The sequence below is a fragment of the Mesorhizobium norvegicum genome (assembly GCF_004919685.1).
GTDB lineage: Bacteria > Pseudomonadota > Alphaproteobacteria > Rhizobiales > Rhizobiaceae > Mesorhizobium > Mesorhizobium norvegicum.
The window spans coordinates 1-17,808 of sequence record NZ_SMYZ01000015.1 but is presented as its reverse complement, the minus strand read 5'-3'; the positions used below and the strand labels follow the sequence as shown (position 1 = coordinate 17,808).

Below are 17,808 nucleotides of genomic sequence, written 5' to 3'. Positions count from 1 at the left end.
GGGCAGGATTTGTCGCGCCGGCTCAGGGAGCGACGGTGATCTTGCCCTGCATATGCGGGTGAAGCCCGCAGAAATAGGCAAAGTCGCCTGCTTTGGTGAAGGTGAATTCATAAGTGTCACCGGTGTCAAGCGCCTTGGAGCGGAAGGAGGAATCGTTGGCGACGACCAGATGCGGAATATCGTCGTCGTTTCTGAAGGTCACCGTGGTGCCGGGCTTGACCGTCAGCACCGGCGGCGTGAAGGCAAAATTCTCGATTCTGACCATCGGCGCATCGGCCGCGCGCAGCGGCTGGCAAGTCGCCGTGGTCAAGGTGAAGGCGGCGAGGATCGCGGCCATGTGCCGGGCCGGAAGGCGTATGCAAAGCATGGTGATTTCCTTTGCTGTTCAGGCTCAAGCCAGCGTCGAGTCGATGATGGCAAGATCCTGCCCGCCTTGCTTCACGGTGACACTGCTGGTGCCGAGCAGGCCGCGCAGCTGCCCAGCCGGCACCGTCATCGGTCCGGGCGAGGCGGCGGTGCCCGGCGCCGGCTGCGGGAAGGCGGTCGAGCGCGCGGTGTGGAAGGTGACGTTGCCTTCCACTTTCTGCATGATCTGGTGGATGTGGCCGTTGAGCACGGTGACCGAGCCGAAGCGCTTGAGCAGGCCGAGCGCCTGTGCCGCGTCGTCGGTGCCCCAGCCCCATTCGGGATAGACGGCCCATAGCGGGATGTGGGCGAAGACGACGATCGGCGTCGAGGCGCTGACCGCCTTCAGATCATCCGCCAGCCACGCCAGCTGTTCGGCACCGAGATTGCCGAGCCCACCCGCCTTGAGGTTGACGACATTGACCAGCGCCACGAAATGCACGCCGTTCTGGTCGAACGAATACCAGCCGGCGCCCCTGGTGCCCTTGCCGTAGCGGTCGAGATAGGCCTTACCGTTGCCGTCGTCGATCAGATCGTGCTCGCCCGGCACGTAGTGCACGTCGAAGCCGGCGCCGCCGATGATCTGCGCCGCATTGTCGAACTGTGCGGCCTTGGAAAGGTGGGTGATATCGCCGGTGTGGATCATGAAGGCCGGCTTTTGCGGCAGCGCCTGGATCTTGCCCATCGCCTCCTTCAGCGTGTCGATGGCATGCGGATTGGCCGCCTTGTCGAAGCCGATATGGCTGTCGGAGATCTGCAGGAAGGTGAAGCCGGTGGCCATGGCCTCGGCGGCCTGTGCTTCGCCAAGCAGGTTGAGCGACACCGGTATGCCGCCTGAAATCGTCCACAGCACGCCGGTGCCGGCCCAGATCATGCATTCCAGCGCATGGCGGCGGCTGATGTGCCCGTTGTCGTCATCGTGGTGATGGGTCATGTCGGTCTCCTCAACGCCAGGAGCGGCGTATGCTGAGGAGACCCGGGACGGCGGCGGTTTATTCCCGGCTGGTGCTGATCCAGCCGTTCACGGTCGCGTGATGGCGTGCGCCGATCGTGACCGGCGCATCTTCAGGCAGTGGCCTGCTGGCATTTCAATCCGGCCAGCGCAGGGCGCCGGACGAATCCTTATGAGCCGTCTTCATGGCATTGGCGGGCCGCTCGGCCGCGGTCAGTATGGTCCGCAGCCGTTCGGCAACGATCTCGGCCTCGCCGGGATGAAGATTGCAGGGGTCGAGGAAGAAATGGCCGCGCTCCACCTCATGGTTGCGCACGATGATCGGCGGCGAGCCGGCGGCCAGCGCCGAGGCGAGGCCGGCCGCCGTGAACCGGCTTTCGGGCAACACAAAAATCTGCAACCGATCGAGAGGATTGGCGGTCGGGTCGGGAATGATCTGCGCGATGATGCCCGGCAGCCCCTGCAAATTGTCCTTCCACAAATTGAGTGCCGCCTCTTCGCGGCGGCGGATGCCGGCGTGGTCGCGCTTTTCCCAGGCTTCCAGTGCGGCCATGGTGCCGGCGATGCTTTCCTTGCCGACCTTCATGGCGCGCGCGACGCCGCGGTTCTGCAGATAGGCGGCTCGAACCAGGTCCTTGCGCCCGGTGACGATGCCGCTGGTCGGCCCGCTCAGGAATTTGTGGCCGCTGTAGATGACAATGTCGGCGCCGCGCGCGAGGAAACCGCGCAGGTCATATTCGGAAGCCGCGTCGACAATCACCGGGACGCCCCTGGCGTGGCAGATCTCGCAGAATTCCTCCAGCGACAGCATGCCGTACTGTACGGTGTGATGCGCGACGACGTAGAGGCCCGCCGCCGTGCGGTCACGGATCGCGTCACGGACGTGATAGTCCTGGGTCACGCTGACCGTGCCGGCCGGCACGACCCTGGCGCCCGCCAGCCGGATCGACTGGTCGATCGGCGCGCCATAGTTGACGATGTGGCCGAGTTGGACGATCACCTCCGATTTGAGGCCCTCGCTGTCATCCGGCAGGCGTTCGATGGCGAGCAGGTTGGTTCCCGTCATCGCGCCGGCGATCGCCATGGTGATGCCGCTGGCACAGCAAGCGGTGATGAAACCCGCCTCGCCGCCGGTGAGGCGCGCGACGATCGTGCTTGCGGCACGCTGAAGATCGTCCATCTCCACCCATTGCGAGGCCATTTCCGCCATGGCGCTGATCGCTTCCGGGACGATGATCGACGCGCCGAGCGCCGTCATCGTGCCGGAGACGTTGATGATCGGGCGAAGGCCGAGCCGTTCGCGGATCGTGGTGTTGGAGCCGTCGGTGGAAGTGGTTTTCATCTCTGCGGATCCCATTTTCTAAAAGGTCAGGCGGCGATCTCGACGACCGCCTCGATTTCGACGGTGATATTTCCGGGCAAGGAGCCGACGCCGATCGCCGAGCGGGCATGGCCGCCAATACTGTCGAACACATCGGCGAACAGGTCGGAACAGCCATTGACCACCTTCGGGTGGTCGCTGAAGGTCGGTATGGCGTTGACGAAGCCGAGCAGCTTGACGATGCGCACGATACGGCCAAGGTCGCCAGTGGCTGCGTGCATGACGGCGAGAAGATTGAGGCCGGTGAGGCGGGCATGGCCATAGGCCTCCTCGACGGTGACATCGTCTCCCACCTTGCCGGTGAACAGCGTGCCGTCGGTCCGCAGCGGCCCCTGACCGGACAGGAAGATCAGCCGGCCGCTTTCCGCATGGGTGACGAAGTTGGCGATCGGGGTCGGCGGCTCGGGCAGCGTCAGGCCCAACGCGGCGAGCCGGATATAAGGCGTCATGAAAAAAGGCTCCTTGCGACAGCGTTGGCTGTCCCGTTCTAGAAATGCGAGGCGCGGAAGCGTGCCAGAAAGGTGCGCAGGCGCTCATTGTCGGTGTCCGCCGCCAGGATTTCGGCGGGTGGACCCGCCGCGCTGACGCCGCCATCGGCCATGAAGATGATGCGGCTCGAGGCATCGCGGGCAAAGGCCATTTCGTGCGTGACCATCACCATCGTCATGCCGTCCTCGGCCAGGCTGCGCACAACCTCGAGCACCTCGCCGACCAGTTCCGGGTCGAGCGCGGAGGTTATCTCGTCGAGAAGCAGGATCTTCGGCCCCATGGCCACGGCACGGGCAATGCCGACACGCTGCTGCTGGCCGCCGGACAGTTCGGCTGGCAGGCTGTCGGCCTTGTGGGCGAGGCCGACCCGGCCGAGCCAGTGTTCGGCGATGGTGCGGGCCTCCGCACGGCTCTTGCCGCGCACCTTGGTGAGACCAAGCATGATGTTGCCCGCCGCCGTCAGGTGCGGAAAGAGGTTGAAGCTCTGGAACACCATGCCGGTCTCGGCGCGCATCACGGCGAGGTCGCGTTCGCTGCGGCGTTGACGGGCTCCGGTTTCGCGAAAGCCGACCTCCTTGCCGTCGATGCGGATCGAACCGCTGTCATAGCTTTCGAGGAAATTGACGCAGCGCAGCAGCGTGGTCTTGCCACTGCCCGAGGGGCCAATGACCGTCACCACTTCGCCACGCGCCACCTGCAGGCTGACCGAACGCAGGACCTGGACGGTTCCAAAGGATTTGGAAACATCGGTGACATCGAGAAGGGCCGGGATGTTGGTCGAGCTGGTGGACATCTTGCTATTCCCGGATGAAGGAGAAACGCCGCTCTAACCGCCGGCTGGCCAGCGAAAGCGCGTAGTTGACCGCGAAGTAGATGAGCGCGCCGAGGATATAGAGCGGCATGGCTTCGTAGGTGCGGCCGATGACCTGGTTGATGGCCTGCATCAGATCGGTGATGCCGAGCAGCGACACCAGCGCGCTGCCCTTGACCGCGTCGGTGACGCCATTGATCCAGGGCGGCAGGAAGCGCCTGAACGCCTGGGGGAAGATGACGTAGGCGAGGCGCTGGCGAAAGGTCAGTCCGATCGCCATCGCCGCCTCGGATTGCCCTCTCGGAATGGAGCCGACCGCACCTCTGAGATATTCGACGACCTGCGCCGTCTTGAACAGGGTCAGCGCCAGCACCGCCGCCCAGAAGGACGGCAGATGAAGCCCGACGGCCGGCAGGCCGTAATAGACAAAGAAGATGAGCACCAGGATCGGTATACCGCGAATGGTGTCGCTGAAGATGCGCACGGCCCATTGCAACGGTATGGGGCCATAGACGAGACCGACGCCCATGATCACACCGGCGATCAGGGAGAACACCACCACCAGCAGGGATACCCACAGTGTCAGGGCAAAGCCCTGGGCGAGGAAAGGCAAGGCATAGGCGATCTGGGTGAGCATGTCAGCGCGCCGCCCTGAACCGGCGCTCGACAAGCCGAAGCGCAAAAAGCATGATGTAGCCGGTCACCAGATACATCGCCGTCACCACGAGATAGACCTCGACGATGCGGAAGGTGTTGAAGTTGATCCATTGGGCGCCATAGGTCAGTTCCGGTACCGAGATGACCGACGCGACGGAGGTGTCCTTGAACAGCGATATGAAGGTGTTGGACAGGGCCGGCAGCGTGATGCGCAGCATGGTCGGCAGGCGCACGTTGAGCAGCCTTTGCCATGGCGTCAGGCCGATTGCCTTGCCGGCATCCAGCTGTCCGCGCGGAACGGCTTCGAGCCCGGAGCGGAACACCTCGACCAGATAGGCGCCGCTGTAGAGCGACAACGTCACGACAAACGAGGTCGGCGCGCTGTAAGCGATATCGACCACCGTCGGCAGACCGTAGAAGACGAGATAGACGAGCAGGATCAGCGGCACGTTGCGGATGAATTCGACATAAGCGGCGATGATTGTGCGCACGATGCGTCCGGCAGACACGTACCAGACCGCCAGAACCAGGCCGATGACGATGCCAATGGCGATCGATATGACGGCAAGCTCGAGACTGAGCAGCAGGCCGCCCCACAGCTTGTCGAAGTGCCGCCAGATCAGGTTGAAATTAAGGGCATAGCCCATGCGTCCGCCTTAAAGGCTTGTTGATATTCAGGTGATGCCGGCCTGCAAACGCCGGTTTTCTGCGCTTCCGGTGCTCACGTACTTTAAGTACGCTCCGCTCCGGTTCTCGAAAACCACCGTTTTCGACTCGGCCTGACCTGAATCTCAACAAGCCTTGGTGCCGAGGGCCGTCGGAGGCGGAAGGGCGCTGGATGCGCCCTTCCGCCCGATGCAGGTCAGATGGCTGGGAAGCCGGGATGGCGCGCCGGCGGCTCCTGTCCGAAATAGTCCTTGAAGGCGGCATCGTAGAGTGCGTTTTCGTGACCGAACATGGCGATGGTGAAGGTCGCGTTGACGAAGGTCAGCCAGTCGAGGTCACCTTGCCGGAGGGCTGCGCCATAAAGCATGCTCAGCCAGCTCTTGCCGGCGTCGAAATATTTGTCCGGATTGCGCGAGGCGAGCCAGCGCACCGTGGACAGATCGACGGCAGCGGCATCGACACGTTTCGATTCCAGCGCCTGCAGCACGTTGGCCTGGGTATCGATCTGCATGACCTGGCACTGGGGCAGGACCGAATGCACCTGCGCCTCGGCATCGACATTCTGCAGGATGGAGATGCGTGTCGCCGCGCCGCCGGCAAGCAGTTTGTCGAAGGTCTTGTTCTCGGCGGTCGGAAGGCTCAGCAGGGCGACGCCCTCGACATAGTAAGGCCGGGAAAAATTGACCAGTTGCGAGCGCTGGGCACTCATGGTCATGAACTGGATGGTGATGTCGACCTTGTTGGTGGTCACGTTGGGAATGCGCTGAGCCGGATCCTGCATGACGAATTCGACCTTGGTGGGATCGTCGAAAAGGCCCTTGGCGAGAATGCGCCCCATGGTGATGTCCATGCCGACGAGTTCGCCGGCATCGTTCTCGAAGTGCCAGGGCGCGTTGGTGCTGCCGGTGCCGACGATCAGCTTGCCGCGATCGAGCACGGTGCGCAGCAGGCTGTCGGGTGCTGCCTGGGCAGCGGCCTTCTGGGCATCGACGGTTGCCAGCACGCCAGCCGTGGCCAGCCCTGCCATTCCCAATTTCAGAAAATCACGTCTTCCGGATGTGTCGTTCACGGCGACCTCCTTTCGTGTTGTGTTCCCCTTGTGCACAGGCAGGACACGCGTCGGAGATTTTGTCTCTTACAAGAGACGAGTGTATCCTGTACAAGACAGATACTAACACCAGGAATCGACAATGCAAGATGGCAATGCCTCGGCAGTTTCAGCCGGCGAGAAGATTTCGGGCTCCCGTGAAAAGGGGCTCAACCGGGTGCTCGAGATTCTGGAGTTTCTTCACACGACCCAGCGGGCGATCGGCATTGGCGACCTCGCCAAGGGCGTGAACGCGCCGCGCTCGACGACCTACACGCTGGTGCGATCGCTGGTCGATGCGGGACTGCTGGAAATGGAAAGCGACGGCAATCGCGTCTATTTCGGCAAGAAGCTCTATCTCTATGGAATGGACTATGTGCGCGGCAACGACCTGCTCAGGCGGGGGCGCCAGGAGGTCGACAATCTGTCACGCGAGACCGGCGAAACCTCAGAACTGTGCATGCTGCAAAGCGGCCGCTACACGATCGTCCACGCGAGTCCCGGCACCAGGCCGTTCCGCATCAGCTCCGCCACCGGCTTGCAGATACCGCTGCCCTGGACGGCCTCGGGGCGGCTGCTACTGGCGGGGCTGGAGAGGACTGAGATCGAAGGCATGGTGTCGGACGACGATCTCGTGCTGCCCGACGGGCGCAAACTGCGGCTCGACGATTTCGTCGCCGACATCGGGAAGGCTGAAGTCACCGGCTATTGCGTCACCTCGGGCCTTGTCGATGCCTATACGAAATGCCTTGCCGCGCCGGTGTTTTCAGCACCCGGCAAGGTCGAGGCGACGATGTGCCTGGTGGTCCCCATCGATACGTCCGAGGAGCGGACCGGCGAACTCATCGGCCTGCTGCGTGATCGTGCGGCGAGGCTTTCGATCGCGGCCTAGGTGCGCCAACGAGCGAATGCTGGTTCAGGCAATGATGTCGGGAATGATCTTGTCTTCCAGCGCCATCAGCCGGTCCTTGAGAAACAGTTTTTTCTTCTTCATGCGCTGGATCTGCAGTGGATCGCAGGCCATGGCGATCATCGCGTTGATGGCCGCATCGAAATCGGCGTGCTCCTGCTTCAGCCGGGAATATTCGAGGCGGATATCAGCCTGTTCCTGATCGGACATTATCTACCGTCTGCACGTCTGCGGCGCCCAAAAATGGGCCTGATTGGGCGGGGCCGGCGGGATTTTGCAACCGGCGCGCAGCCCATATCACATTTCACATTGTCGTGGAATGCTACCACGGATCATTCGACATCGTTGCCGGAAGGTGGCAGACTGTCACCGTGCCGTCACAGAAAGCGAACCTGCGGTGGACGCGCCGTGACGGTTGCAATCGAGGAAACCATGAAAGGGAGAACCAATCATGTCTCTTGCATCCCATCTTGATGAGTTGCAGCGGAAACACGGCGACATCGAACGTGAAATCGATGACGCGATGAACCATCCATCGGTCGACGACCTCGAAATCGTGAATCTCAAGCGACGCAAGCTGGCACTCAAGGATGCGATTGAAAAACTGAGGGCACATCCGACCACGCATTGATGCCCTGCTGACCTAGCCGCTTACGATCCGCGGCTTCTTTTCCCGGCGGTACCCGCCGCCGGCGTGGTGGGTTTTGATTTCCAGTACTGGGCTATCGGCCGAGGCTGGACTGCCACCCTGTTCAATTTCCGCTTCGGCCGTCGCCAGCTTTCGCCAGATCACCGATTGTTTCTGGCCCCTGGCGGCGGGTCGATTCCGGCCAGTGGCGACCTGTCGCCATTGACAAGCCATCTTTGCTCCTCCACCTCATGCCCGGACTTTAGCGCGTCGGCCCGGAGCGCATTTTGTGCGTCCAGTCGGACGCATGGCGCTCCAGAGACAAAAGGCTGCCGGCATGACCGGATATTTTTCCTCTCCTTTCCCCCGCCGCACCTCGGTCGGCGTCGATGTCGGCGGCGTGGTCGTCGGCGGCGGCGCGCCCGTTGTCGTGCAGTCGATGACCAACACCGACACCGCTGACATCGACCAGACGGTTGCGCAGGTTGCAGCACTGCACCGTGCCGGTTCCGAGATCGTACGCATCACCGTCGATCGCGACGAGAGTGCTGCCGCCGTGCCGCGCATTCATGAGCGGCTTCAGCGGCTTGGCGTCAACGTGCCGCTGGTCGGCGATTTCCACTACATCGGCCACAAGCTTTTGGCCGACCATCCGGCCTGTGCCGAGGCGCTGGCCAAATATCGCATCAATCCGGGCAATGTCGGCTTCAAGGACAAGAAGGACCGGCAGTTCGCGGCGATCGTCGAGATGGCGATCAAACACGACAAGCCGGTGCGCATCGGCGTCAACTGGGGCTCGCTCGACCAGGAGCTTTTGACCCGGTTGATGGACGACAACCAGGGCAAGGGTTTTCCGCTGACCGCGCAAGAGGTGACGCGCGAGGCGATCGTGCAGTCGGCGATCCTGTCGGCCGAGATGGCGGAAGAGATCGGCCTTGGCCGCGAGAAAATTATCCTGTCGGCCAAGGTCAGCGGCGTGCAGGACCTGATCGCCGTCTATACCGAGCTCGCCACCCGCTCCGACCATGCGCTGCATCTCGGCCTCACCGAAGCCGGCATGGGCTCGAAAGGCATCGTGGCTTCGTCGGCCGCGATGGGCATCCTGCTGCAGCAAGGCATCGGCGACACCATCCGCATCTCGCTGACGCCGGAGCCGAATGGCGATCGCACGCGTGAGGTACAGGTGTCGCAGGAGCTGCTGCAGACCATGGGGTTCAGGCAGTTCGTGCCGATCGTCGCCGCTTGCCCCGGCTGCGGCCGCACAACCTCGACCGTGTTCCAGGAGCTGGCCCAGAACATCCAGGCTGATCTGCGCAAGAACATGCCGGTGTGGCGCGAAAAATATCCCGGCGTCGAGAATCTCAAGGTTGCGGTGATGGGTTGCATCGTCAACGGTCCGGGCGAGTCCAAGCATGCCGACATCGGCATTTCGCTGCCCGGCACCGGCGAGACGCCGACGGCGCCTGTCTTCGTCGACGGCAAGAAGGCGGCGACGCTGCGCGGGCCGTCGATCGCGGCGGATTTCGAGAAAATGGTCGCCGACTATATCGAGCAACGGTTCGGTCGCGGCAAGGCCGCGGCCGAGTGAGCCCATGCCGAAACTCTACTCCGGCGGCCACCTGAAGGCGTCTTCTGCGCTTCCGGTGCTCACGGACCAAATGTCCGCTGCGCGCCGGTTCTCGAAGCCACCATCATCTGGCTCGCCGGAGCGACTTTCGGCACGGGCTCAGCGCGCGATGCAGCGTTTCCTCAGGGCGACGCTCATTTTGCTTTGCGCCCTGGTCTGCTCGACAGCTGTTCAAGCGGATCCGCCGCAATCCGCCAAGCAGCGGCTGATCGACAGGGTCTGCACCCTGATCCAGGCCCATGCCGATCAGAACGGCCTGCCCAGGGATTTCTTCGCCCGGCTGATCTGGAAGGAAAGCCGTTTCGATCCCAACGCCGTCAGTCCGGTCGGCGCCGAAGGCATTGCCCAGTTCATGCCGGGCACCGCCAAGATGCGCGGGCTCGCCAATTCCTTCGACGTCGACCAGGCGATCCCGGCCTCGGCGAAGTATCTCGCCGAAATGAAAACCGGCTATGGCAATCTCGGCCTGGCGGCGGCCGCCTACAATGCCGGCGAGAGCCGGGTGTCGCGCTGGCTCAGCTCCGGCGGCTTCCTGCCGATGGAAACCGAAAGCTATGTCTTCGACATCATGGGCGAGCCGGCCGACAAGTTCACCGACCGGGCCTATGCCGGAAAGATCGAGCCGCTCGATGCAAAGACGGATTTTACCGTCGCCTGCCGCAGGCTGCCGGTGATCATGTCGCGGACCGTGGCGATGGCCTCGATCAACATAAAGCCGTGGGGTATTCAGGTGGCCGGCAACTTCCGCCGCAGTGCCGCGATCAACCAGTGGCTGCGGGTAAGGAGCCGGTTCCCGGCCCTGCTCAATGGGCACGATCCGGTGGTCAGCCGGGTGCGCACGCCGATCGGTCGGCGCGGCATCTATGCGGTCAGGATCGGTGTCGACCACCGCGCCGATGCCAACGTCATCTGCCAGAAATTGCAAAGCATCGGCGGGGCGTGCGTGGTGGTGCGCAACCGGTAATTTGACCCCTGCCGGCATGATGTTTTGTCTGAGAGAGGGGCTGTAGGTGAAAGCCAGGATCATTTTGCTCAATGGCGTCGGCAGTGCCGGCAAGAGCTCGATCGCCAAGGCGTTGCAGACAATCACCGCCGCGCCCTTCCTGCACGTCGAGATGGACATTTTCATCGCGATGCTGCCCGACGCCTTGCAGGACCATACGGATGGTTTTTCCTATGAAACCATCCAACGGGACGGCAAGCCTTCGGTCGGGATCAGGACCGGGCCGGTTGGGGCGCGAACCCTGCGCGGCATGCGGCACGCCATCGCGGCGATGGCCGGACAAGGCAACAATCTCATCGTCGACGACGTGCTCTGCAACGGCGAAATATCAGACTATCTCGAACTGTTGTCGGCCTTCGATCTCCATGTCGTTGGTGTCCGGGCGCCGCTGGAAGTGCTGGAAGCGCGCGAGGCCCAGCGTTCCGACCGGTTGCCGGGGCTGGCGCGCTGGCAATATGAACGCGTGCACAAGGGCATAGACTACGACCTCGAAGTCGACACCAGCATCCTCACGCCACTGGAATGCGCCCGTCGCATCCAGCAAAGATTTCAGCTATAGCGGCGGCCATCTTGACCAGGGGCGACAGCCCTGCCTTTGACGAGCAGCATGGGCCGCAACATGTTCGATGGATACATTATCTGCGGCACGCCGCGGACCGGAAGCACTCTGTTGTGCAAGCTTCTGGAGTCCACGAAGACGGCCGGCGATCCTCACTCATTCTATCGGCGGCAAGACGTGTCGGAGTGGGCGCAAGAGTGGAAGCTGCCTGATCGCGACACGATGAGTGAGCTCGACTTCAATGTCGCCTATCTCAACGCGGCGATCGCTGCCGGCAAGGGTGGGACCGGCTTCTTCGGCCTTCGCTTGATGCGCGAAAATCTGGATGAGCTTTCGGTGATCCTCGACCGGATTTTCCCACAACTGCCGTCGGACAGTGCGCGTTTCAAAAGGGCCTTTGGCCGTGTCCTCTACATACACCTGTCGCGGGAGGACAAGCTTGCACAGGCTGTCTCCCTGATCAAAGCCGAGCAGACCGGTCTTTGGCATGTCGCTCCCGACGGCACCGAGATCGAAAGGGTCGCACCGCCGAAAGAGCCCCAATATGATTTCGAGCGGATCAGACGTGAGGTCACGGAACTCGAGGCCTATGATGCAGCCTGGAACATTTGGTTCGCGGAGCAAGGCATAACCCCGCTGCGGGTCGGCTATGAGCGCCTTGCGAGCAACCCGACGGCGACATTGCTAGGCATCTGCGAAGCCTTGGGGGTCCGAGCTCCTGACGCCGAGGATGTAAGCCCCGGCGTTGCAAGGCTCTCTGACGACACGAGCCTCGACTGGATGCGCCGCTATCATCTGGACGCAGTCGTCTGACGCATCCCTGGATGCAGGCTACGCCGTCTTGGCCACCACCGTCTCGCTGAGCCAGGTGCCGATCTTGGTGCCGAGGCGGTCGGGCGAAACGGGCTTCGGCAGATAGTCGTCCATGCCGGATTCGATGCACTTGTCGCGATCGCCCTTCAGCGCATGCGCGGTGACGCCGATGATCGGTATGTGCGTGTCAGTCGAGGTCTCCATGGCCCGGATCGCGCGGGTCGCCTCGTAGCCATTCATTTCCGGCATCGAGACATCCATCAGGATCAGCTTGGGGCGCAGCGCCCGGTACATCTCGACCGCCGTGCGGCCGTTGCCGGCGATGCGGTAGCTCAGGCCCAACCCGTTGAGGATCTGGCCGAACACCAGCTGGTTCACGTCATTGTCCTCGGCAATGAGGATGTCGATCGGTCCGTTCGGCGTGGTTGTCGATTCCGGCACTGCAGCGGCCGGCATCGCCGGGCCGCGGATGACGGTAAAAGCGGGTGCCGCTGCCGGGGCAGCCTGCACGATCGGTTCGCGGACGAACTGCGCCTTGCCGACCTGCGAGCGGGCCTTCTGCACGACCGAGATGACGGTGCCGAGCAGGATCGCGGAGCGCGCCGGCTTGGTCAGGTGCGCGGCAATGCCGAAGTCGATGATCATCTTGCCGAAATCGACCTGGTCGACGGAGGTCAGCAACACCACCGGGATGGAGGATAGCCGGCTGTCGGAAGCAATCGCTCTGGCAACGTCGGCCCCGTTCATGCCCGGCATCTGGTAGTCGAGGATGATGCAGTCGACGGCGGCGCCCAGCTGAAAAGCGCGGTCGAGGAAGGCCAGCCCGACGGCGCCGCTTTCGGCGGCGGCACAATCGAAGCTCCAGCTTCTGAGCTGCTCGAGCAGGATTTCGCGGTTGACCGGATTGTCGTCGATGACCAGCACGCGCGCGCCGGTGACGTCCACCGGCACGATCTCGTCACGCGCCGCGGCATGATGCGCGGGCAGCGGCACAGCGAACCAGAACACCGAACCGCGGCCGATCTCGCTTTCCACGCCGATCTTGCCTGCCATCAGGTCGACAAGGCGGGCGGCGATGGCGAGGCCCAGACCAGTGCCCTCGTGGCGGCGGGTCGACGAGCCGTCGACCTGGGCGAATTTCTCGAACACGTTCTGCAGTTTCTCGGCCGGTATGCCGATGCCGGTGTCCTCGACGCGAACCTTGAGCTGCACCACGTCGTTGACGATCTCGCCGCCGACATCGATCAGCACATGACCCTTTTCGGTGAACTTCACCGCGTTGCCGAGCAGGTTGGTGATGATCTGCCGGAACCGGCCGGCGTCGCCGACGACATGGGCCGGCAGGCGCGGGTCGACGCGCACGATCAGTTCGAGGTTCTTCTCGGCGACGCGCGCCGAGACCAGCGTCGCCACATCCTCGACCGCCTCGGAAAGGCGGAAGGGAGCAGGGTCGAGGGTGAGTTGTCCGGCATTGATCTTGGAGAAATCGAGGATGTCGTTGATGATGGTGAGCAGCGCATTGCCCGATTTGACGATGACGTCGGTGAAGGTCTTCTGGCGCGCCGTCAAATCGGTCTTGGCCAGCAGTTCGGCCATGCCGAGCACGCCGTTCATCGGCGTGCGGATTTCGTGGCTCATATTGGCCAGGAATTCCGACTTGGCGCGGTCTGCGGCCTCGGCCTTGAACAGGGATTCGGCGGATTCGGCAAAGGCGCGGCGGATCGCCACTTCCATAGGGCGGAAGATCCAGAAGGCGACGATGGCAAGGGCCGCGAACAGGATGCCGCTCGCCCACAGCAGCAGCCTGTCGCTGGAGGCGTCGGCCAGGTGGCGCTCATCGTCCATGGCGGTGCGGACGCGGACCAGCATGGGCTGGGCGAACAGGTCGTTCTGGTTGCGGATTTCGCGATAGCTCCACTCGTCGACCTTCTGCGCCATCGACATCAGGTTGAAGTTGCGCACCATGTCGCGCGGCGACCAGAACAGGTCGCCGTTGACGGAAGCGGATTGGAGCTCGTTGACGGTCTTGGTCGACAGCCGCGGCTTGATCGCCGCAAGCTGGGCGGTCAGCGTCTCGATCTCGCCGGTCAGGCGCTCCGAATGGCCGCGCGCCGATGTGGTCAGCGCATCGCGTGTCTCCGCCCGCCAGGCTGTGCCGGTCGTCTCGGCAAAGCTGGTCGCGTTGCGCAGATCGCGGGTGAAGACCACGAGGTTGCTGCTCAGCGCATCGATGTCACGGCGAAAGGAATTGACACGATCGAGCGCAATCACGATGCCTGCGGAAGCCAGCGCGAAGATCAGCAACCCTGAAATATAGCGAATCCGGACTGACTGGATGAAGGACGAATATTCCGGCATGCGCAACCCCAACACATACGCACCATTTTAATGGTCGGGATTACGCTTCATTTACATTAAAATTTCGTGTGGATAGACGAACCACGCGAACCGCCGGATGGATGACAGCTTTTGAACGCCCCCTTCGCAACAGCGTGTCGCGTCTGAACGGATTCAGGCCGCCACCACGACGAGGGCGCGGATGCGGCCACTCACCGGGCCTTCCCCGAACCGTTTCCCCATGGCATTCGCCACGTATCGCGTCGCCTCCTCCAGCGAGCCGCCGCGCGCCTCGATCTCGGCACGCAGCGGTGTGCCCTGGCAATAGGCCGCGGCCGCATCATGCGGCGACGGAGCTGCGCTCACGGCATCCAGAGGCTCGATGGCGACGTCGTGGAAGCCGGCGGCATGCAGGTCGGCGCGGATGGTGTCCGCATTGTGATAGCCGTGCGGCGTCCTCGCCATGAAGCGCGGCGGATCGGTGGGAAAGAGATGGCCGAGCGCCCGTGTCACTTCCTCGGCGAACTCGTTCTCTTCGATGGCACTCCAGACGTTGAACAGGAAATGCCCGCCCGGCCGCATCACCCGCCGAGCTTGCCCGTAGGCGGCCACTCGATCGGGGAAGAACATCGCGCCAAATTGGCAGACCACGGCATCAAACTGCGCGTCCTCGAAGGGCAGCGCCTGAGCATCGGCCTGCTGCCAGGCGATACGAGGATCGCCCGTCATCCGCGTGCGCGCGTGGTCAAGCATGGGCTGGTTAAGGTCGGTGGCCACGATGCGTGTTTGCGCCGGCAGTCTCGCTGCGAGCGCACGTGTCACCACACCGGTGCCCGCAGCCACTTCGAGCACCGATTGTGGCCCGAGCTTCGACACCCGCTCCGCCAGATCCCGCGCATATGGCTCGAAGATCAGCGGCACCATAGCCCGGTCGTAGACCTCGGCAATGGAACCGCTGAACAGCTTGTCGGTGGTCGACATGGCATCCCTCCAACTCTGTCCGCACCGCGTGGTTGCCGTGTGGATGGCAAAGCGATGTCGATCCTCTGCTTCGGCAGGCTTCCGCTCAAGTTCTATTTCTGAACCGGCCGGCGGAGGACGCACGTGCTTTGGTCAGGACGATGTCTCGGTTGTCCCCAACCTCAACTGGTGCGGGTCGCCACGAATGTCGCCGCTTCCTTCAGCAGCTGGGCGTCGTCGCCATAAGGCTCAAGCAGCGCATGCGCCTGTTCGACGAGACCGTGCAGCTGGCTGCGCGCCCAGTTCGCGCCATGCAGCGCGACCAGCGTCGCCTTGCCGGCGGCGGCGTCCTTGCCGGTCGCCTTGCCCATCTGGCTGGCATCGGCGGTCAGGTCGAGCAGGTCGTCGGCAAGCTGGAAGGCAAGGCCGATCGCGGAGCCGAATTCGGCCAGTCGCTCGCGATCCTCGGCGGGAGCGCCGGCGATGAGAGCGCCGCCCTCGCAAGCGAAACGAATGAGCGCGCCGGTCTTCATCGCCTGCAGCCGGATGATGCCGGTCTCGTCCGGTGGCGTCTGTTCGGCTTCGAGGTCGAGCTTCTGGCCGCCGACCATGCCGCCTGCCCCGGCCGCGCGGGCAAGCGCCAGCACCAGGGCTGCCCGCCGCTCCGCCGGCAGGGTGGTCGCCTCGCCGGCGATAATGTCGAAGGCCAGCGTCAGCAAAGCGTCGCCGGCCAGGATGGCAGTCGCCTCGTCGAAGGCCTTGTGCACGGTCGGCTGGCCGCGGCGCAGATCATCGTTGTCCATAGCGGGCAGATCGTCGTGGATCAGCGAATAGCAATGCACGCATTCAAGCGCTGCGGCGACGCGCAGTGCAGCCTCGCCGTCGGCGGAAAAAAGTGCGGCACTTTCCATGACCAGGAAGGGACGTAGGCGCTTGCCGCCGTTCAGGACGCCGTGGCGCATCGCCGCCATCAGCCGGTCGGGCCGGGCGATCTCGCCCGAAAGCGCGCGGTCGTCGAGCAACCGCCGTAGCAGCACCTCGACAGCGGCAGCGCGTCTGATGAGCGCCATTTCGAACGCCATTTCGTCGTCATTCGTCATGGCCGGGACCGGTAGCCGACACTCAGACGTTGCGCAAGAAGGCAAGCGCCATTATGCCGGAGCAGTAAGAGCCCGTTTGGAAACTCTACTCCTGCGGTCATCTGAAGGCGTTTTCTGCGCTTCCGGTGCTCACGTACTCCAATGTACGCTCCGCTCCGGTTCTCGAAAACACCGTCATATGACTCACAGGAGCGAGTTTCAAAACGAGCTCTCTGGCACGGGTTGGGCGGCTTGGCGGAACCGATCGTCGATCATGAAACCGAAAAGCTGGACATGGCGACGAGATCGCGAGGCGTAAACCGCCGCGGTCTCAAGCGCTGGGTCCGGCGCGGCATCGTCGTGGCCACGGTGCTGGCTTTGATTCCGGTCGTGCTGACCTTCCTCTATCTGCCATCCTTCGTGCATCCGGTCTCGACGCTTATGCTGAAGGACCTGGCGGCGTTCTCCGGTTATGACCGCCGCTGGGTGTCGATTGACGACGTGTCGCCGGTGCTGGCCAATTCCGTCATCATGTCGGAGGACGGGCAGTTCTGCTTCCATCGCGGTGTCGATCTCGGCGAGCTGCGGGGCGTCGTCGACGACGCGCTGGCTGGTGAAGCGACGCGCGGCGCCTCGACCATCACCATGCAGACGGTCAAGAACCTGTTTCTCTGGTCGCGGCCGCTGGGCTCGGTGCGCAAGGTGGTCGAACTGCCGCTGGCCGTCTATTTCGATGCGGTGATGTCGAAACGGCGCATCATGGAGATCTATCTCAACATCGCCGAATGGGGGCCGGGCATCTACGGCATCGAGGCCGCGGCACAGCACCATTTCGGCGTTTCGGCAAAACAGCTGTCGCGACGGCAGGCTGCACTTTTGGCCGTTTCCTTGCCAAATCCGATCGCCCGCAATCCGGCCAAACCCGGACCGGGCCTGAGAAGACTCGCCAACCTCATCGAACGCCGGGCTGGTCGTTCGGGCGCCTATGTCGGTTGTCTCCGCTAGCCAACTCAAAAAAATTCGCGCCAGTGCTGGCCAAAACGGCACAGGGCGTGTATAGGCACCCGACTTTCTCAGATTCCGGCCCCGACATGGCCCTTTCACGAGGGCGGGCGGGGCTTTTTGACCATGTAATGGAGCATATCCATGGCCGTTCCGAAACGAAAAACCTCTCCGTCCAAGCGCGGCATGCGCCGCTCGGCCGACGCTCTCAAGGCCCCGACCTATGTCGAGGACAAGAATTCCGGCGAAATGCGCCGTCCGCACCACATCGACCTGAAGACCGGCATGTATCGCGGTCGCCAGGTGTTGACGCCCAAGGAAAGCTGAGACCAGCTTTTCCAAAGGTTTGAGTTACAAAAGGACCGGCCACTGGCCGGTCCTTTTGCGTTTGGGGGCCGGGTAGCGCGCATCCCGAAGCGCGGGCGGCGATCGCCGCAGTTCT

The 17,808-nt window shown here is 63.2% G+C and carries 20 protein-coding genes; 8 read left to right on the top strand and 12 right to left on the bottom strand.

Annotated elements, in window-relative coordinates; genetic code table 11:
- Positions 1 to 22: 22 nt before the first annotated feature.
- The 8 genes from FCU66_RS06490 to FCU66_RS06455 form a co-directional block, all read right to left on the bottom strand.
- Complete coding sequence (locus tag FCU66_RS06490) at positions 23 to 367, bottom strand: cupredoxin domain-containing protein (protein ID WP_246093817.1); 345 nt, start codon at positions 365 to 367, stop codon at positions 23 to 25.
- A 24-nt stretch (positions 368 to 391) separates the two neighbouring features.
- The gene (locus FCU66_RS06485; RefSeq protein ID WP_136618366.1) at positions 392 to 1,339 is read right to left on the bottom strand and encodes a metallophosphoesterase family protein; all 948 of its coding nucleotides are present in this window, start codon (positions 1,337 to 1,339) and stop codon (positions 392 to 394) included.
- Between the two features lie 154 nt (positions 1,340 to 1,493).
- Positions 1,494 to 2,699: an aminotransferase class V-fold PLP-dependent enzyme gene (locus FCU66_RS06480; RefSeq protein WP_136618365.1), complete on the bottom strand. Its 1,206-nt coding sequence runs from the start codon at positions 2,697 to 2,699 to the stop codon at positions 1,494 to 1,496.
- A gap of 26 nt (positions 2,700 to 2,725) precedes the next feature.
- On the bottom strand, positions 2,726 to 3,187 hold the full coding sequence (locus FCU66_RS06475; protein ID WP_136618364.1) for a RidA family protein: 462 nt from the start codon (positions 3,185 to 3,187) through the stop codon (positions 2,726 to 2,728).
- 38 nt (positions 3,188 to 3,225) lie between these two features.
- The gene (locus FCU66_RS06470; RefSeq protein ID WP_136618363.1) at positions 3,226 to 4,020 is read right to left on the bottom strand and encodes an amino acid ABC transporter ATP-binding protein; all 795 of its coding nucleotides are present in this window, start codon (positions 4,018 to 4,020) and stop codon (positions 3,226 to 3,228) included.
- A gap of 4 nt (positions 4,021 to 4,024) precedes the next feature.
- Complete coding sequence (locus tag FCU66_RS06465; RefSeq protein WP_136618362.1) at positions 4,025 to 4,675, bottom strand: amino acid ABC transporter permease; 651 nt, start codon at positions 4,673 to 4,675, stop codon at positions 4,025 to 4,027.
- 1 nt (position 4,676) lies between these two features.
- The gene (locus tag FCU66_RS06460; RefSeq protein ID WP_056586659.1) at positions 4,677 to 5,342 is read right to left on the bottom strand and encodes an amino acid ABC transporter permease; all 666 of its coding nucleotides are present in this window, start codon (positions 5,340 to 5,342) and stop codon (positions 4,677 to 4,679) included.
- A 215-nt stretch (positions 5,343 to 5,557) separates the two neighbouring features.
- On the bottom strand, positions 5,558 to 6,430 hold the full coding sequence (locus tag FCU66_RS06455; RefSeq protein WP_136618361.1) for a transporter substrate-binding protein: 873 nt from the start codon (positions 6,428 to 6,430) through the stop codon (positions 5,558 to 5,560).
- Between the two features lie 121 nt (positions 6,431 to 6,551).
- Here FCU66_RS06455 and FCU66_RS06450 point away from each other — a divergent pair, with 121 nt between their 5' ends.
- Entirely contained in the window at positions 6,552 to 7,340 is a 789-nt protein-coding gene (locus FCU66_RS06450) for an IclR family transcriptional regulator (RefSeq protein ID WP_136618360.1), read from the top strand.
- 24 nt (positions 7,341 to 7,364) lie between these two features.
- On the opposite strand, the gene FCU66_RS06445 is transcribed toward FCU66_RS06450, so the two are convergent.
- Entirely contained in the window at positions 7,365 to 7,568 is a 204-nt protein-coding gene (locus FCU66_RS06445; RefSeq protein WP_023757446.1) for a YdcH family protein, read from the bottom strand.
- A 241-nt stretch (positions 7,569 to 7,809) separates the two neighbouring features.
- On the opposite strand from FCU66_RS06445, the gene FCU66_RS06440 reads away from it, so the two are divergent.
- The 5 genes from FCU66_RS06440 (at position 7,810) to FCU66_RS06420 (ending at position 11,988) form a co-directional block, all read left to right on the top strand.
- Positions 7,810 to 7,989 (top strand): YdcH family protein, encoded by a 180-nt coding sequence (locus tag FCU66_RS06440; protein WP_136618359.1) that lies wholly within the window; start codon positions 7,810 to 7,812, stop codon positions 7,987 to 7,989.
- 334 nt (positions 7,990 to 8,323) lie between these two features.
- Positions 8,324 to 9,574, top strand: a complete 1,251-nt coding sequence (ispG, locus tag FCU66_RS06435) for a flavodoxin-dependent (E)-4-hydroxy-3-methylbut-2-enyl-diphosphate synthase (protein ID WP_136618358.1) — start codon at positions 8,324 to 8,326, stop codon at positions 9,572 to 9,574.
- 148 nt (positions 9,575 to 9,722) lie between these two features.
- A complete protein-coding gene (locus tag FCU66_RS06430; protein WP_136618357.1) occupies positions 9,723 to 10,577 on the top strand; it encodes a lytic transglycosylase domain-containing protein in 855 nt (284 codons plus the stop codon).
- Positions 10,578 to 10,623: 46 nt separating this feature from the next.
- The gene (locus tag FCU66_RS06425; protein ID WP_136618356.1) at positions 10,624 to 11,175 is read left to right on the top strand and encodes a chloramphenicol phosphotransferase CPT family protein; all 552 of its coding nucleotides are present in this window, start codon (positions 10,624 to 10,626) and stop codon (positions 11,173 to 11,175) included.
- A gap of 48 nt (positions 11,176 to 11,223) precedes the next feature.
- Positions 11,224 to 11,988, top strand: a complete 765-nt coding sequence (locus FCU66_RS06420) for a Stf0 family sulfotransferase (protein ID WP_342778134.1) — start codon at positions 11,224 to 11,226, stop codon at positions 11,986 to 11,988.
- Positions 11,989 to 12,006: 18 nt separating this feature from the next.
- Here the strand turns inward: FCU66_RS06420 and FCU66_RS06415 are convergent, their stop codons facing one another.
- From FCU66_RS06415 to FCU66_RS06405, 3 genes are all read right to left on the bottom strand, one after another.
- The gene (locus FCU66_RS06415) at positions 12,007 to 14,346 is read right to left on the bottom strand and encodes a response regulator (RefSeq protein ID WP_136618355.1); all 2,340 of its coding nucleotides are present in this window, start codon (positions 14,344 to 14,346) and stop codon (positions 12,007 to 12,009) included.
- A gap of 153 nt (positions 14,347 to 14,499) precedes the next feature.
- The gene (locus tag FCU66_RS06410; RefSeq protein WP_136618354.1) at positions 14,500 to 15,306 is read right to left on the bottom strand and encodes a class I SAM-dependent methyltransferase; all 807 of its coding nucleotides are present in this window, start codon (positions 15,304 to 15,306) and stop codon (positions 14,500 to 14,502) included.
- 161 nt (positions 15,307 to 15,467) lie between these two features.
- Positions 15,468 to 16,385, bottom strand: coding sequence for a polyprenyl synthetase family protein (locus tag FCU66_RS06405; protein ID WP_136618353.1), 918 nt, complete (start codon positions 16,383 to 16,385; stop codon positions 15,468 to 15,470).
- Positions 16,386 to 16,607: 222 nt separating this feature from the next.
- On the opposite strand from FCU66_RS06405, the gene FCU66_RS06400 reads away from it, so the two are divergent.
- Both FCU66_RS06400 and rpmF read left to right on the top strand, forming a co-directional pair.
- Entirely contained in the window at positions 16,608 to 17,369 is a 762-nt protein-coding gene (locus FCU66_RS06400; protein ID WP_136618352.1) for a biosynthetic peptidoglycan transglycosylase, read from the top strand.
- A 141-nt stretch (positions 17,370 to 17,510) separates the two neighbouring features.
- A complete protein-coding gene (rpmF, locus tag FCU66_RS06395) occupies positions 17,511 to 17,693 on the top strand; it encodes a 50S ribosomal protein L32 (protein WP_008834724.1) in 183 nt (60 codons plus the stop codon).
- Positions 17,694 to 17,808: the final 115 nt, after the last annotated feature.

Excerpts from the sequence above, each read along its gene's own strand:
- FCU66_RS06445 (WP_023757446.1), bottom strand. The coding sequence starts at position 7,568 with ATGTCCGATCAGGAACAGGCTGATATCCGCCTCGAATATTCCCGGCTG.
- FCU66_RS06405 (WP_136618353.1), bottom strand. The coding sequence starts at position 16,385 with ATGACGAATGACGACGAAATGGCGTTCGAAATGGCGCTCATCAGACGC.
- FCU66_RS06480 (WP_136618365.1), bottom strand. The coding sequence starts at position 2,699 with ATGAAAACCACTTCCACCGACGGCTCCAACACCACGATCCGCGAACGG.
- FCU66_RS06465 (WP_136618362.1), bottom strand. The coding sequence starts at position 4,675 with ATGCTCACCCAGATCGCCTATGCCTTGCCTTTCCTCGCCCAGGGCTTT.
- FCU66_RS06490 (WP_246093817.1), bottom strand. The coding sequence starts at position 367 with ATGCTTTGCATACGCCTTCCGGCCCGGCACATGGCCGCGATCCTCGCC.
- FCU66_RS06485 (WP_136618366.1), bottom strand. The coding sequence starts at position 1,339 with ATGACCCATCACCACGATGACGACAACGGGCACATCAGCCGCCGCCAT.
- ispG (WP_136618358.1), top strand. The coding sequence starts at position 8,324 with ATGACCGGATATTTTTCCTCTCCTTTCCCCCGCCGCACCTCGGTCGGC.
- rpmF (WP_008834724.1), top strand. The coding sequence starts at position 17,511 with ATGGCCGTTCCGAAACGAAAAACCTCTCCGTCCAAGCGCGGCATGCGC.
- FCU66_RS06420 (WP_342778134.1), top strand. The coding sequence starts at position 11,224 with ATGGGCCGCAACATGTTCGATGGATACATTATCTGCGGCACGCCGCGG.
- FCU66_RS06460 (WP_056586659.1), bottom strand. The coding sequence starts at position 5,342 with ATGGGCTATGCCCTTAATTTCAACCTGATCTGGCGGCACTTCGACAAG.
- FCU66_RS06415 (WP_136618355.1), bottom strand. The coding sequence starts at position 14,346 with ATGCCGGAATATTCGTCCTTCATCCAGTCAGTCCGGATTCGCTATATT.
- FCU66_RS06440 (WP_136618359.1), top strand. The coding sequence starts at position 7,810 with ATGTCTCTTGCATCCCATCTTGATGAGTTGCAGCGGAAACACGGCGAC.
- FCU66_RS06450 (WP_136618360.1), top strand. The coding sequence starts at position 6,552 with ATGCAAGATGGCAATGCCTCGGCAGTTTCAGCCGGCGAGAAGATTTCG.
- FCU66_RS06475 (WP_136618364.1), bottom strand. The coding sequence starts at position 3,187 with ATGACGCCTTATATCCGGCTCGCCGCGTTGGGCCTGACGCTGCCCGAG.
- FCU66_RS06410 (WP_136618354.1), bottom strand. The coding sequence starts at position 15,306 with ATGTCGACCACCGACAAGCTGTTCAGCGGTTCCATTGCCGAGGTCTAC.
- FCU66_RS06430 (WP_136618357.1), top strand. The coding sequence starts at position 9,723 with ATGCAGCGTTTCCTCAGGGCGACGCTCATTTTGCTTTGCGCCCTGGTC.
- FCU66_RS06470 (WP_136618363.1), bottom strand. The coding sequence starts at position 4,020 with ATGTCCACCAGCTCGACCAACATCCCGGCCCTTCTCGATGTCACCGAT.